This window comes from Terribacillus aidingensis (assembly GCF_900215625.1).
Lineage (GTDB): Bacteria > Bacillota > Bacilli > Bacillales > Amphibacillaceae > Terribacillus > Terribacillus aidingensis.
Map to the genome: position 1 here is coordinate 924,971 of NZ_OBEK01000001.1, position 15,452 is coordinate 940,422.

General features: G+C 43.6%; 16 protein-coding genes. All 16 read left to right on the forward strand.

From position 1 onward, the window contains the following. Nucleotides 1–6 precede the first annotated feature (6 nt). Nucleotides 7–1,116: a DUF4097 family beta strand repeat-containing protein gene (locus CRO17_RS04370; RefSeq protein ID WP_097039614.1), complete on the forward strand. Its 1,110-nt coding sequence runs from the start codon at nt 7–9 to the stop codon at nt 1,114–1,116. A gap of 13 nt (nt 1,117–1,129) precedes the next feature. Continuing rightward, nucleotides 1,130–1,486, forward strand: coding sequence for a phage holin family protein (locus tag CRO17_RS04375; RefSeq protein WP_097039616.1), 357 nt, complete (start codon nt 1,130–1,132; stop codon nt 1,484–1,486). A gap of 104 nt (nt 1,487–1,590) precedes the next feature. Further along, complete coding sequence (gene hprK / locus CRO17_RS04380; protein WP_097039618.1) at nt 1,591–2,547, forward strand: HPr(Ser) kinase/phosphatase; 957 nt, start codon at nt 1,591–1,593, stop codon at nt 2,545–2,547. After that, complete coding sequence (gene lgt, locus CRO17_RS04385; protein WP_097039620.1) at nt 2,534–3,358, forward strand: prolipoprotein diacylglyceryl transferase; 825 nt, start codon at nt 2,534–2,536, stop codon at nt 3,356–3,358. Before hprK ends, lgt begins: the two co-directional genes overlap by 14 nt. Before the next feature lie 15 nt (nt 3,359–3,373). After that, nucleotides 3,374–4,045, forward strand: coding sequence for a pyrophosphatase PpaX (ppaX, locus tag CRO17_RS04390; protein ID WP_097039622.1), 672 nt, complete (start codon nt 3,374–3,376; stop codon nt 4,043–4,045). After that, nucleotides 4,017–4,526, forward strand: coding sequence for an acyltransferase (locus CRO17_RS04395; RefSeq protein WP_097039624.1), 510 nt, complete (start codon nt 4,017–4,019; stop codon nt 4,524–4,526). The genes ppaX and CRO17_RS04395 overlap by 29 nt, the downstream gene beginning before the upstream one ends. A 31-nt stretch (nt 4,527–4,557) precedes the next feature. Beyond that, nucleotides 4,558–5,100, forward strand: coding sequence for a glycerol-3-phosphate responsive antiterminator (locus CRO17_RS04400; protein WP_097039626.1), 543 nt, complete (start codon nt 4,558–4,560; stop codon nt 5,098–5,100). Nucleotides 5,101–5,371: 271 nt separating this feature from the next. Further along, nucleotides 5,372–6,217 carry an MIP/aquaporin family protein gene (locus tag CRO17_RS04405; protein WP_097039628.1) on the forward strand — a complete coding sequence of 282 codons (846 nt, stop codon included), beginning with the start codon at nt 5,372–5,374 and terminating at the stop codon, nt 6,215–6,217. Then, nucleotides 6,217–7,707, forward strand: a complete 1,491-nt coding sequence (gene glpK / locus CRO17_RS04410) for a glycerol kinase GlpK (RefSeq protein ID WP_245864597.1) — start codon at nt 6,217–6,219, stop codon at nt 7,705–7,707. Before CRO17_RS04405 ends, glpK begins: the two co-directional genes overlap by 1 nt. Nucleotides 7,708–7,906: 199 nt before the next feature. Next, complete coding sequence (locus CRO17_RS04415; RefSeq protein WP_097039633.1) at nt 7,907–9,589, forward strand: glycerol-3-phosphate dehydrogenase/oxidase; 1,683 nt, start codon at nt 7,907–7,909, stop codon at nt 9,587–9,589. 124 nt (nt 9,590–9,713) lie between these two features. Next, nucleotides 9,714–10,721: a tetratricopeptide repeat protein gene (locus CRO17_RS04420; protein WP_097039635.1), complete on the forward strand. Its 1,008-nt coding sequence runs from the start codon at nt 9,714–9,716 to the stop codon at nt 10,719–10,721. 91 nt (nt 10,722–10,812) lie between these two features. After that, nucleotides 10,813–11,763 carry a thioredoxin-disulfide reductase gene (trxB, locus tag CRO17_RS04425; protein WP_097039637.1) on the forward strand — a complete coding sequence of 317 codons (951 nt, stop codon included), beginning with the start codon at nt 10,813–10,815 and terminating at the stop codon, nt 11,761–11,763. A 292-nt stretch (nt 11,764–12,055) separates the two neighbouring features. Beyond that, the gene (locus CRO17_RS04430; RefSeq protein ID WP_097039639.1) at nt 12,056–12,523 is read left to right on the forward strand and encodes an NUDIX hydrolase; all 468 of its coding nucleotides are present in this window, start codon (nt 12,056–12,058) and stop codon (nt 12,521–12,523) included. Between the two features lie 15 nt (nt 12,524–12,538). After that, entirely contained in the window at nt 12,539–13,420 is an 882-nt protein-coding gene (gene rapZ / locus CRO17_RS04435) for an RNase adapter RapZ (protein ID WP_097039641.1), read from the forward strand. Further along, complete coding sequence (locus tag CRO17_RS04440) at nt 13,420–14,361, forward strand: gluconeogenesis factor YvcK family protein (protein ID WP_097039643.1); 942 nt, start codon at nt 13,420–13,422, stop codon at nt 14,359–14,361. The genes rapZ and CRO17_RS04440 overlap by 1 nt, the downstream gene beginning before the upstream one ends. 32 nt (nt 14,362–14,393) lie before the next feature. Further along, nucleotides 14,394–15,344: a DNA-binding protein WhiA gene (gene whiA, locus CRO17_RS04445; protein WP_097039645.1), complete on the forward strand. Its 951-nt coding sequence runs from the start codon at nt 14,394–14,396 to the stop codon at nt 15,342–15,344. The last annotated feature ends 108 nt before the right edge of the window (nt 15,345–15,452 follow it).

Genomic DNA, 15,452 nt, shown 5'->3' on the forward strand with positions numbered 1-15,452 from the left:
CTGTGTATGAGAACAGAGAGAAAGCGTATCCTGAAGCAGCTGGAAGAAGGAAATCTGACTGCAGAGGAAGCAGAATTGCAGCTTGCCGCACTGGATGAACGTGCCTTTGGTGCTGTTCTGGAGGAAAAGAAAGAACAGAAGCAAGAGCCAGTCGTGCAGGAGTTAATATCAGCTGGGAAAGAATCTGAGTCGCAGCGTACCGCCAAGACTGCTAAGCGAAAGCCAGTCGGGCCTAAGGTGCTGCAATACGTGCAGCAAGCATTCACTAAAATAAAGAATGCTGATTTGGATTTGAACTTTGGTGATCATTATACAGTAGATCATATTTTTCAGACAGATGAGCTATTCAGGAAAGTGGAACTTAAAATTTATAACGGTTCTTTAACGATTAAAAGTTGGAATGAACCGTTGGCTAGACTGGAAACAAAGGCAAAGGTCTTTTCAGAGGAAGATGAACAAGCTGCTCGGAAGCGGTTCATCGACAAGGCTTATTTTGCTGTATCAGACGGTAAGCTGCAGTTTTCCCTTCAGGATAAACGAATCAAGCCGGACATCACCTTATACGTGCCAGAAGCTGTGTATGATGAATGTATTATGAAAACATTCAATGGCACGATTCGTACGGATTCTGTCAGCAGCGTGACGATGTATTGCAAAACGACGAATGGAAACATTGATTTGCAAGGGGGAGGCGGCTCGATTGTGAGTGCCGAGACATCTAATGGCAGTATTAAGCTGAAGCAAGTGTTCGCAAAGGATTTGCTTTGTGAATCTGTTAATGGCTCGCTTCGTCTAGAAGGCAGCTTCCGCAAGCTGGATGCACAGACTTTCAATGGAAGCATACATTGCGAATGGCATAACCAAGATCCGGACAGTGCGTTCTTTAAGGCGACCAACGGCAGTATTCGCTTAAAATCATTAGCGGCTATTCCGCTGAATGGGCGGATAACTACGAATATCGGCTCGCTGCATTGTGATTTGGATGAATATATTGTGATTGAAGAAGCAAAGGAAGTCGTCAAGAAGGCACTAAAATTTGAGACGTATCCTGCTGCGCATGAAAAATTGCATTTGGAAGCGAACACGAAAACGGGGTCTGTCTGGGTGCTGCCGTAAGAGGAGGAAGTTTATGCTTAAATGGATTTTGACACTTCTGCTGAATGGCGTATCACTTATTATTGTAGCCCATCTGTTTGATGCATTCTATTTGGATGGCTACTGGACTGCTATTCTGGCAAGTTTTATTTTATCACTATTAAATCTTATTGTCCGTCCTGTACTTGTTGTCCTGACGCTCCCGCTAACAGCTGTCACTTTCGGTTTGTTTCTGTTTGTCATTAATGCCATTACATTAATGATTACACAGGGGCTGATTGGAGAAGATTTTGTCATAGATGGCTTCGGGACGGCAATCATTGCAGCCATTATCCTTGCGCTGCTGAATCTTATACTCAACTGGCTCATTCGTGACCGCATCACAGATTGAGAGGCCTTGCAGCATGAAGCTGCAAGGCTTTTTTTATGCCTCGGTATCTATCGTTTGAGGAAATATGCTAGAATAAACAAGAATTGTTAGGATGGAGGGTTCGTATGACAAAAGTAGTCATTCAGGATTTATTAGATCGTTTCAATCTGGAATTGTTGACGGGAGAAGCAGGCGTTCAGCGAGAAATCTTCATGAGTGATATTTCCCGTCCTGGTATAGAATTAACAGGTTATTTCAAATATTATCCAAAAGATCGACTGCAGCTGTTCGGGAAAACAGAGCTCTCATTTCTGGAGGAACTGACAACAGAACAAAAGAAAGACCGTTTTCTGAAACTATGTGCAGAGGAAACACCAGCTCTAATCATTACGAGGGGACAAGAGGTGCCAACAGAAATGATGGAAGCAGCACAAGCTGCAGGTGTTCCGATTTTGCGCTCTCCACATAAGACGACAAGAGTAATCAGCCGAATTACCAATTTCCTCGAAGCGAAGTTTGCACCATTTACAGCAGTGCATGGGGTATTGGTTGATATCTATGGGATTGGTATTCTCATAACTGGGCAAAGCGGCGTTGGAAAGAGTGAAACAGCATTGGAGCTCGTGAAGCGTGGGCACCGTCTGGTAGCTGATGATAGCGTGGAAATTCGTCAGGAAGATTATGATACGCTGATTGGTAATTCACCTACTTTGATTGAGCACTTACTGGAGATTCGCGGTTTAGGTATTATTAACGTGATGACTTTGTTTGGTGCTGGAGCGGTGCGCAGCCATAAGAAAATTTCCATTGTCATGAACTTGGAGACATGGGATCAATCTAAACAATATGACAGAGTTGGTCTGGATGAAGAAACGATGAAAATCATGGATGTGGATGTGCCGAAGATGACCGTTCCTGTTCGGCCTGGACGTAACTTAGCCGTCATCATTGAAGTTGCTGCCATGAACTACCGTTTGAAACGGATGGGTGTAAACGCAGCAGAGGAATTTTCACAGCGGCTCACGAAAATGATTGAGAACGGACAAGATGTTGGAGGCGACTCTACAAATGGAAATATGTGAAGGACAAGCATTGGACCGGGTGTTTTTGCAGCTCGGTTCCATTACAATCTATTGGTACGGCGTCATTATAGCTTTAGGAGCTGCCTTAGGACTGTGGCTGGCAATCCGCGAATCCAAAAGATTAGGATTACATAAAGATACATTTGTTGATTTTCTAGTTTTCGCTATTCCAATTGCCATTATTAGTGCACGAATATACTATGTTGCCTTTGAATGGGAAAATTACGCCAATGGTCCATTTTGGAAAGTGTTTGCAATATGGGAGGGCGGTATCGCCATCCATGGTGCTTTAATTGGTTCTGTTATTACAGCCCTTATTTTCTGCCGTGTGAAGAAAATTTCTTTCTGGAAGCTTGCAGATATCGCGGCGCCAAGTTTGATTCTTGCACAAGGAATTGGACGCTGGGGTAACTTTATGAACCAAGAAGCGCACGGTGGTCCTGTTTCACAAGAAGCTTACCAAAACTTCATTCAATATCTGCCAGATTTTATTAACAATCAAATGTGTATTGATGGGGTTCTGTATCATCCAACTTTCCTTTATGAATCATTATGGAATATTCTTGGGTTCGTCATCTTGCTGCTCTTACGCAGAGTAAATCTGAAGCGCGGGGAAATGTTCTTGTTCTACCTCGCTTGGTACAGCTTCGGACGCTTCTTCATAGAAGGAATGCGTACAGATAGTCTAGTAGCAGAGGGATTACGTGCGGCACAGGTTATTTCGATTATCGGTATTGTACTAGCCGTAATTATTTGTATTATCCGGCGTCGCCCGGGGGCGAATACGCCTCGTTACAAAGACAAAAAGTAGAAAGGCGGTCTCTTCATGCCCATTACGACATTATTATTTGATTTGGATGGAACGTTAATTGAGTCCAATACACTTATTCTAGCTTCTTATACAGCAACCTTGGAGCATTTTACAGGGCGGAAATATGAGCAGGAGGAATTGCTTCCGTTTATCGGACCGCCGCTCAAGGATGTTTTTCAGAATATCGATCCGGCACGCGCGGATGAGATGATTGCAGCTTACCGGAAACATAATTTGGAACATCACGACAATTATGTGAAAGCTTATCCTTATGTAACGGAAACATTACAGCAGTTAAAACAGGCAGGCTTTAAGCTGGGGATTGTCACAACAAAAATCCGGGAGACGGCGGAACGCGGTATCAGTGTGTGCGGACTGGGTGGACTATTTGATGTCGTTATCGGGTATGATGATATCAGTCAGCCCAAACCACATCCTGAACCGGTTTTAAAGGCGCTGGAGGCACTTGGCAGCACACCGGAGGAAGCAATTATGGTTGGTGACAATTACCATGATATCGAATCTGGTAAAAATGCTGGTGCGAAGGCCGCGGGAGTAGCTTGGTCAATTAAAGGCAAACAAACGCTGGCAGCATACAAACCAGATTATATGCTGGAGGATATGCGTGACCTACTGGAGATTGTAAAGGAAGAAGCAGATGCGGAAAACGGAAAGTTATCCCGTTAAAGGACCAAATTCCCTTTGGCAGCTATACAAGACGATTTCTTTTTGGAAAGTAGTCAAAAACTTCGTCGTAATCCAGATTGGGCGTTACACCCCTTTTCTCGGTGTAAAGAATCGGCTGTACCGGTCCATGCTCAAGATGAAGATTGGGAAGAATTCAGCTTTGGCTGTCATGGTCGTTCCGGATTTTCTTTATCCGGAGCGCATCACAATCGGCAGAAATACCATTATCGGTTATAATACAACGATTCTTGCACATGAATACTTGACGGCAGAATACCGGCTCGGCGATGTCGTTATTGGAGACAATGTTATGATCGGTGCAAATTCGACGATTCTTCCGGGAGTTACGATTGGAGATGGAGCAGTCGTATCGGCTGCAACACTTGTAAACCGGGATGTGCCGCCTGGTGCGATGGTCGGCGGCAATCCGATGCAAATTATTTATACAGCAGAACAACGCAAGAACAAGCAGACAACTTAGTGTGTCTGCTTGTTTTATAAGGAGGAATAACATGGATTTAGGACAGCGGATTTTGCCTGCTGCACGGAATGAACGAGATTTTGATGAATTGCTGCAGCGAGAAGATATGAAGATGATGGTCTTGCTCGAAACAAGAATTGCACAGCTTCCTTCCCAGATCAAATATGCAAAGAAAGCGGGAAAGAAAGTATTTTTGCATGTGGATTTAATTCAAGGGCTGAAAACAGATGATGCCGGAATGGATTTTGTCTGTCAGCGTTTAAAACCGGATGGCGTGATTTCAACGCGTACGAATGTAATCAATGCAGCTAAAAAATATAAGATAACCGCAGTGCAGCGTTTATTTTTGATTGATGGGCATGCACTTAATCATAATCTTTCACTCATTAAGAAGACACAGCCTGATTATATCGAAGTGCTGCCGGGGTTAATTCCTCATATGATAAAAGAAGTAGCCGAGAATACACGCATTCCAGTTATAGCTGGAGGTCTGATTCGCAGCTCAGAACACATCGAAGCAGCATTGGAAGCGGGTGCAACGGCAGTCTCCACCTCGAAAAAAAGTTTGTGGTAAGTTGTTGACAACGCTTTCAATTAGGTGTAAAGTCTACCTATAAGTTAATATCAATGATCGGAGATGCGGAGAATCCATTACCTTTTTATTAGAAAGCCATAGGCTGTCTATGTTATATTGGTAATGGATTTTTCATATCCAAAAAGACAGCGCTTCCTAACAATATATTTAGATTGCATGCAGTTATTTTCTAAGAATACACAGGGATGCCGTTAATTTGGAAGCTTTATGAAAGCGCTCTCCAAAAAATATCAACAAAGGGGACAATACAATGAGTATCTTCGCAGCCGAAACAATCGGTACAATGGTACTAATACTCTTCGGCGGAGGGGTAGTAGCGGTAAGTAATCTGAGCAAGTCAAAGGGAGAAGGAACAGGCTGGATTACCATCACAATTGCGTGGGGTCTTGCAGTAGCAATGGGTGCATATGCAGTTGGCGGTTTTTCCGGAGCTCATTTAAATCCGGCTGTGACACTCGGTTTGGCAATCAATGGAGATATTACATGGGGGCAAGTTCCGACTTACCTCGCTGGTGAGATGCTTGGAGCATTCCTAGGAGCAATACTCGTATTCTTAGTGTACTTGCCGCATTGGGCGAAAACGTCTGACCCGATGGCAAAGCTTTCCGTCTTTTCTACAGATCCGGCAATCGACAGTCCGGTTTCAAATATGCTGACAGAAATCATTGGCACTTTTGCCCTAATGCTTGGTATCCTATTCATTGGAGGCAACTCTTTAGCAGAAGGATTCAATCCAATGCTGGTTGGTTTACTCGTTGTTGTTATCGGGATGGCGCTTGGCGGTCCGACTGGATATGCCATCAACCCAGCTCGTGACTTAGGCCCGCGTATTGCACATGCTTTGCTGCCGATTCCAGGCAAAGGCTCATCGAACTGGAAGTATGCATGGGTTCCAGTAGTAGGTCCGTTGCTAGGCGGTGCATACGGTGCATTCTTCTATCTCGCATTCTTCAAGAACGATATGCAAATAGGTTTCTGGATCATGTCTGCTGTCATGGTAGTTATCGTTATTGTTGCTGTCCGAGGGGAACTTGTGAAAGCAAATGCGGAAGCAGCTGCAAATAATAGTGGAGCAAAAACAAGGGGGATTAAATAATGGAAAAATTTATTATGGCGCTTGACCAAGGTACAACAAGCTCGCGCGCAATTCTCTTCAATCACAATGGTGATATTGTCGAAACAGCGCAGAAAGAATTCGAACAGTTCTTCCCGCATTCTGGCTGGGTAGAGCACGATGCAAACGAAATCTGGACATCCATTTCTGCTTGTATGGCAGAAGTACTTCGCAAAGCAGACATTGACGCTAAACAAGTATCCGCTATTGGGATTACGAACCAGCGTGAAACAACTGTTGTTTGGGATAAACATACTGGACGTCCAATCTATAAAGCGATTGTATGGCAGTCCCGTCAAACAGCTGATATCGTTAATGAACTGAGAGAACAAGGCCACAATGACTTATTCCGTGAGAAAACAGGTCTTCTGCTGGACGCTTACTTCTCCGGTACTAAAGTAAAATGGATTTTAGATAATGTCGAAGGTGCTCGTGAAAAAGCAGAAAATGGCGATTTGTTATTCGGTACAATCGATACATGGCTCGTGCACAAGCTTTCCGGCGGTAAAACACATGTTACGGACTACTCCAATGCAGCTCGTACATTAATGTACAACATTCATGAATTGAAGTGGGATGATGAGCTTCTTGATATCCTTGGTGTTCCGAAATCAATGCTTCCAGAAGTAAAAGCTTCTTCTGAAGTGTACGCAAACACAATCGATTATCATTTCTTTGGTGAAGAAGTGCCAATCGCAGGTATTGCTGGTGACCAGCATGCAGCGTTGTTCGGTCAAGCTTGCTATGAGCCAGGTATGGTGAAAAATACGTACGGAACAGGCTGTTTCGTTCTTATGCATACAGGTGAGGAAGCTGTTAAATCGGATCACGGTTTGTTAACGACAATTGCTTGGGGACTTGATGGAAAAGTAGAATATGCGCTTGAAGGAAGTATCTTTGTTGCAGGATCTGCTATTCAATGGCTTCGTGACGGCCTGAAGATTATTGAATCTTCTCCTGAAAGTGAGCGCCTTGCAACTAGTGTTACCGATAATGGCGGTGTTTATGTGGTACCGGCGTTCGTAGGTCTTGGTACACCGTATTGGGATAGTGATGCACGTGGTGCAATGTTTGGTATCACACGTGGTACTACGGATGCACATATCACGCGTGCAACGCTAGAATCCTTGGCATTCCAATCGAAAGATGTTGTGGATGCTATGATTGAGGATTCCGGTATTGACGTGAAGCAGCTTCGCGTTGATGGCGGCGTCGTGAAAAACGACTTCCTCATGCAATTCCAAAGTGATATGCTTGATGTCGATGTAGAGCGTCCAGTCATTCAGGAAACAACAGCATTAGGTGCTGCCTACCTGGCTGGTTTAGCTGTCGGCTACTGGGAGAGCCGCGAAGATATCGCCAACAAATGGCAGATAGATCGCACGTTCAAACCCAACCGCTCCAAAGAAGAAAAAGATCAGCTCTACGCAGGCTGGAAAAAAGCTGTGGAAGCGACACGTAGTTTCAAGTAATATAACTTTTCAAGTCCGGCCGAACGTGGTATACTGATTTTACAAGTTAATGATTCGGCCCGAGACATTGGAGAGACCGTGAATATCTATACATTGTATGGATTATTTGCGGTCTCTTTCTGCTTTCTATACATGACTTCTACATTATTGGGGTATAGAAATATAAGGGAGCGCTGAATCTAAAAAGGAGTGTTCATGCATGACTGTATTTTCTAGTAAAAAACGTAACGAAATCTATGCAAACTTAACAGATAAACCTTTGGATGTACTTGTTATTGGTGGCGGAATCACTGGTTCTGGTATTTCCTTAGATGCAAAAATGCGCGGAATGAATGTCGGTCTTGTTGAGATGCAAGATTTTGCGGCAGGTACATCTTCCCGTTCTACAAAATTAGTACACGGCGGATTGCGTTACTTAAAGCAGTTCGAAGTGAAAATGGTAGCAGAAGTTGGGAAAGAACGTGAAATTGTATATGAAAACGGTCCTCACGTAACAACACCAGAATGGATGCTGCTTCCATTCCACAAAGGCGGTAACTTCGGTCCGTTCACAACAAACATTGGCTTGCGTGTCTATGACTATCTTGCAGGTGTTAAAAAAGCAGAGCGTCGTACGATGCTGTCTCGTGATGAAGTACTTTCAAGAGAACCTTTGGTTAAATCTGAAGACCTTCTTGGGGGCGGCCGTTATGTAGAATACAAAACGGATGATGCGCGTCTGACATTGGAAGTATTAAAAAAAGCAGTTGAAAAAGGCGTTAACGCGATTAACTATACGAAAGTTACAGAGTTCATCTATGATGCTGGCGGCAAAGTGACTGGCGTTGTAGCAGAAGACTTAATTACAGGCGATAAGCACCGCATCTTTGCGAAAAAAGTAATCAATGCAGGCGGTCCTTGGGTAGATACAATTCGTGAAAAAGACGGCTCTAAAAAAGGTAAAACATTGCATCTGACTAAGGGTGTGCACTTGGTATTTGATAACGAGCGCTTCCCATTGCGTCAGGCTATTTACTTCGATACACCAGATGGCCGCATGGTGTTCGCAATTCCGCGTGAAGGCAAAACGTATGTAGGTACAACAGATACAACGTACAAAGGTGATATCAAGCATCCTGTTATGACAGTGGAAGATCGTGATTATATCATCGATTCTATTAACTACATGTTCCCAACTGTAGAGATTACTAAAGACGATGTTGAATCCAGCTGGGCAGGTCTTCGTCCGCTTGTACAGGAAGAAGGCAAAAAACCTGGTGAAATCTCTCGTAAAGACGAGATCTTCGTTTCTGACAGCGGTTTGATTTCCATGGCAGGCGGTAAATTGACAGGTTACCGTAAAATGGCTATCGAAGCAGTAAATCTTGTAGCGGATCAGTTCAAGAAAGAAGAAGGGATTCTGTATTCTAAAGCAGATACGAAAAACCTTCCGATTTCCGGCGGTGAAGTCGGTGGTTCCAAAGGATTTGAACGCTTCAGAGAGCGCAAAGTGGATGAAGGAAAAGCAATCGGTCTATCTGCTGAAGATGCATTGAAAGTAGTAAGCCGTTATGGTGCGAACGTTGATAAAATCTTCGTACGCTTTGAAACATTGAAAGATGAAGCAAAAGCAGCTAACATTGATCCGCTTGTATTCGCGCAATTACGTTATGCAATTGAAGAAGAGCTCACATTCAAACCTGTAGACTTCTTTATACGCCGTACTGGCGCGCTATACTTCGATATCAACTATGTTCGTACGCACAAAGATGCTGTTATCGATTACTTGGCTAACACATTGGGCTACTCTGCTGAACAAAAAGAAGAATACACTCGTGAATTGGATGTATTAATCAAAGAAGCAGTTGTACCAGTGAAAGAAGACGACTTGCAAACCGTGTAAGGCACATCAGCTCGAAGACTGCTTTCCCAATAAGGGAAGGCAGTCTTTTTTATCCTCAAGTGTAGGACCAAGTACGGAAATATGGTATACTTCTTGGGATATCTAACGCAGTAGGAGGAAACACATGCAAACGCTGGAACCAGCAGAGCAGCAGGCACGATCGACAAATATTATCCCCTTCATTCCAGAAGGAGATTTCTATTATACAAAAGGCATCGAAGCCTATCAGAACGGTAAGCTGGAAAAAGCTATGAAATGGCTTAATAAAGCGATTGAAATGGAGCCGGCGGAAGTGATTTATCACTTGCAGAAGTCGGTTATTTTTACGGAACTCGGTTCTTTCCATAAAGCAATTTATATTTTAGATGACATTATTAAAGAACATGACGATAATTACCCGGAATGCTTTTATATGCTTGCATACAATTATTCTAAGCTTGGTTATATGAACGATGCTGAGAAGTTCGCTAATCTTTATTTAAAGATGGAACCAAAAGGAGACTTTCATGAGCAGGCCCAAGAGCTGCTTTCCTATGTAGAAGAAGAAGAGGAAGATGACGAGCTGTGGACGACAGAAGAAGAAGATGAGCTAATCATGTTCCAAGAGTCGGCATTTTATCATCTGGAGCGGGAAGAGTGGCAGCTCGCCCTGCCGATTCTGGAGGAAATGATGAGCTTGTTTCCAGAACATATGCTGGCAAAACACGAATATGCCAAAGCGCTATTTTTTTCTGGCGACAAAAAGCAAGCTGTGCGAATGGAAGAAGAACTTCTGCTGACAGAGCATGTTTCTGTATACACACATGTGAATCTGGCTGTTTTCTATCATGAAATAGGTAACTTGGACCAACGGGATGAACATCTCCGTTTGCTTCGAAATATTTTTCCGATTCATGAAGAACAGCACTTGCGCATTGCGTGTGCGTTTTCTATAACTGGCTTTTATGAAGAAGCAGTTGAACGCTTTCTTCATTTGGATAAAAGACGCGTGAAGGGACATGCTTCCTATTATAAGTGGTTCAGTTTGGCTGCCCAAAAAGCAGGTAACGGATCTTATGCGGAAAAGCTGTGGAAAGAAGGAAGCCGCCGGTTCAAACACCTGTCAAAAGATGATTTTTATTGGCTTTCTTAAGGTATAAGCAGATAGATGGACGCAGCGTATAGAATCTTATATGCTTATGCGTAGATACTACGATTGAGTACGACGAAAGGGGTTCATTTTCATGACTGAAGAAAGAATTTATGACGTAATCATTGCAGGAGCAGGTCCAGCTGGTATGACAGCAGCTGTTTACGCATCTCGTGCGAATCTTGATACGTTGATGATAGAAAGAGGAATTCCAGGAGGTCAGATGGCAAATACAGAAGATGTAGAGAACTATCCTGGCTATGACTCTATTCTTGGTCCTGATCTTTCCAATAAAATGTTCGAGCATGCAAAAAAATTCGGTGCGGAATATGCTTATGGCGACATCAAGGAAGTAAAAGACGGCAAAGAATATAAAACAATTATTGCTGGAAACAAAGAGTACAAAACACGCGCAATTATTATTACAACAGGGGCGAAATGGAAGAAACTCGGCGTGCCTGGCGAAGATGAATTGAGCGGACGCGGCGTTTCTTATTGCGCTGTTTGTGATGGTGCTTTCTTTAAAAACCGCGAACTGATTGTTGTCGGAGGCGGCGATTCCGCTGTTGAAGAAGGGGTTTATTTAACTCGCTTTGCTGACAAAGTGACAATTGTACACCGTCGCGATAAATTGCGTGCACAGCCTATTTTGCAGCAGCGTGCAATTGCAAACGAAAAAGTTGATTTTATTTGGGATACAACGGTTGAGGAAATCAATGGTGAAAACAACAAAGTAGGCAGTGTGACATTGCTGAACCACGTAACAGGAGAGAAATACGAAAAATCTGCTGATGGTGTGTTCATTTATATCGGTATGGTGCCATTGAGTGAGCCATTCGCATCGCTTGGTATTACGAATGACCTTGGTTATATTCACACAAATGACCGCATGGAAACAAATGTACCAGGTATTTTCGCTGCAGGTGATATCCGAGACAAAGAACTTCGACAAATCGTGACAGCAACAGGAGATGGCAGTATTGCTGCTCAAGCTGCACAAGCATATGTGGAAAGTCTGAAAGAAGAATTAAACGCTATCGGTTAAGAGGCAGGCCAGGCTATGTTGTAAATGATTCTTAATGCTGCTGTAACACGGGCGACACATTCATTTGCTATAATGGCTTTAACTAATTGACCCCCTTTTAATAGATAAATTAGTTATTGGCATAGGTGCCTTGCACCTATGCATTTTTTTTTGCTTATTGGAGATAATCGGCTAATTTTGGCAGAGTTTGAGGAAACATTATACTGTTTGAACCCAAACAGAAATAGTATACTATATAGTGATGTGTAAAATGAATCGACATCTCCACTTACACAGAGAAAGAGGTGGAAGCATGCAACGTGTTGCAAACTGTATTTTAGCAGTTGATGACAAAGTTCTCTTATTGAAAAAGCCAAGTAAGGGCTGGTACTCAGCTCCAGGCGGAAAGATGGAATTAGGAGAATCTGTTAAGGAAACCGCAGTTCGTGAGTTCCGCGAAGAAACAGGATTATCTGTCCATGAACCGGAACTTCGGGGTACATTTACTTTTCTAATAAAAGATGGCGAGAAGGTTGTCCATGAGTGGATGATGTTCACTTTCTTCGCTGATCAATATACTGGTGAACTCCTTGAAGAGAGCCAGGAAGGCAAGCTGGAATGGATTGATATAGATAAGATAAAAGACCTGCCAATGGCCGAGGGAGATCGGGACATCTTTGCGCATGTGTTCAAAACAGATGAGCCCTTGTACGGTACATTTGTCTACACAGAGGATCGCGAGCTGCTGCAAGCAAAGCTGGATCCGAAGACTTCAGAATAAAGTAGGGGGATACGTATGGAGAAACAAGTGAACGAAACCAAGCTCGTTATCATCACTGGTATGTCCGGAGCAGGAAAGACTGTTGCAGTCCAAAGCTTCGAGGACTTGGGCTATTATTGTGTTGATAATCTCCCGCCGGCACTGCTGCCGACTTTTCTTGATCTGATGCGGGACGCTTCAAATGATATTAAAAAAGTGGCCCTCGTAATGGACTTGCGAGGCAGAGAATTTTTTGATTCGTTGTTCGAGGCACTGGACAAGCTATCGCAAGAGCATTGGCTGGAACCGCAAGTATTGTTCTTAGATGCAAAAGATGAAGTACTCGTGACTAGATATAAAGAAACACGCAGAACCCATCCGCTTGCACCAGAAGGGCTTCCGCTTGAAGGGATTCAGCAGGAACGTGCGCTGCTTGATCAAATGCGAGGCCGTGCGCAGTACATTGTAGACACATCTGAATTGAAACCTAAAAAGCTTCGGGAAAAAATCATGAAGCGTTTCAAAGATGCTGATTATGAAGACTTCACTGTTCAAATGCTGAGCTTTGGTTTCAAATACGGCATACCAATTGATGCAGACCTTGTGTTTGATGTTCGTTTTCTCCCAAACCCTTTCTATGTTGAGAATCTAAGACCGCAAACAGGCTTGGATGAGCCGGTTTCTTCTTACGTATTCAAATGGTCAGATACCCATACATTCCTGCAGAAGCTGGAGGATATGCTAACCTTCATGCTGCCGCAATACCGCAAGGAAGGAAAAAGCCAGCTTATCATTGCGATTGGATGCACGGGCGGTCAGCATCGTTCCGTCGCGATTGCAGAATATCTGGCAAAACGATACAGTAATTCGTACGCGACACATGTGACACATCGCGATGTAGAAAGGAAGAGCCACTGATGGTGAAAAAAATGGTCGCAATCGGCGGCGGAACAGGAATGCCTGTTTTGCTGCGAGGGTTAAAAGAGCTGCCAGTGGAACTTTCAGCGATTGTAACAGTAGCGGATGATGGCGGCAGTTCCGGAAAACTGCGAAACGAACTGGCCATGCCGGCACCAGGAGATATCCGAAATGTGATTGCAGCATTGGCGGAAGCGGAGCCAATGCTGATTGATTTATTTCAGCATCGCTTCACTGGCCAAACTGGCTTATCGGGGCACTCCATGGGAAATTTACTGCTTGCTGCGATGACATCCATTTCTGGCGACTTTTATAACGGTATTAAAGAGATTTCACGGGTGCTGAAAGTGAAAGGAAATATCTATCCTATCGCCAATCAGAATGTTGTGCTCCATGCAGAAATGGAAGATGGGGAGATTGTGACAGGTGAGTCGAATATTCCGCTTGCAAATAAACAAATTAAACGTGTGTTTGTCAGTCCGCTGCCTGTGACACCTTTACCAGGTGCAATTGAAGCAATCAGACAGGCTGATTTAATCGTCATTAGTCCAGGAAGTCTCTATACGAGTGTGATGCCCAATTTGATTGTACCGGAGATTGAGCATGCGCTGCGAGAAGCACGTGGCAAAGTTGTCTATGTATGCAATGTGATGACACAATTCGGCGAGACGACAAATTATACAGCAGGAGATCATATCGAAGCAATTCATAATCACATTGGCGCGGACATCGTTTCGGCAATTGTTGTGAATAATAGCCGAATCGAACAAGACATCCGAAAGAATTACGCAGAGGAGCACGCAGCTCCTGTGGTTTATGATATTGAGCGGTTGAAAGCTTTAGGCCTTGAAGTAATCGAAGCCGACATCATTGATCACCATCAGCGCAAACTGCGCCATGATACACATAAAATAGCAAAACTGCTTTACGACATACTGTAATAGCGATTAGGCGCTGAGAAGGGGGGAACATCATGAGCTTTGCATCAGAAATAAAAAAAGAATTGACGAACATACCGATCGAGATGACGGATGTGCGAAGTGAGCTCGCTGCTCTGATTCGGATGAATGGATCTGTATCCTTTTCGAGACAGGAATACACACTGGATATCCAGACTGAGAATGCGGCAATTGCCAGGCGTATTTATACGCTGTTAAAATCAATTTATCAGCATCCGATTGAGCTGCTCGTGCGGAAGAAAATGAAACTGAAGAAAAACAATGTGTATATTGTCAGATTGACGAAAGAAGTAGAGAGTTTGCTGCGCAGCTTGGAGATTCTGGAAAATCATTTTACCTTTATCCGCACCATCAGTTCCACGTTTACCGAAACAGCGGAGAAGCGCAGAGCCTATTTACGCGGAGCCTTCCTAGCTGGTGGCTCGGTTAATAATCCGGAAACATCTTCGTATCATTTAGAGATATTCCATACACATAGCGATCATAGTGATGCACTCTGTGAGCTGATGAACAGTTTCGACCTGCATGCACGCTGTACCGAGCGCCGTAAAGGTTATATTACGTACTTAAAGGAAGCAGAGAAGATTACGGAATTTCTTAATATTGTTGGTGCCCATAGCGCATTGTTTAAGTTTGAGGACGTGCGAATTGTCCGTGACATGCGCAACTCGGTTAATCGGCTTGTAAACTGTGAAACAGCCAACTTAAATAAGACGATTGGCGCTGCTTTCCGTCAGGTGGAGAATATAAACTTAATCAAAAATACGGTAGGGATTGAAGCGCTGCCTGACAAACTGCAGGAAATAGCTGAACTTCGGGTACAGCATCAAGATGTATCGTTAAAAGAGCTTGGAGAGCTTGTTTCGACAGGAAAGATTAGTAAATCAGGTATCAACCACCGCTTGCGTAAGATTGATGAGTTCGCTGACAGACTGCGAAATGGGACATCTGTTAAAAAAGCATAAGCAGGTATGAAGCATATATAGCTTGTGGTATACTTAGAAGACACTCTAATGGGTGTTTTCTTTTTCATTGTATTTGGTAGCGCTTACTTGAAAGATGGGAGGATCCAC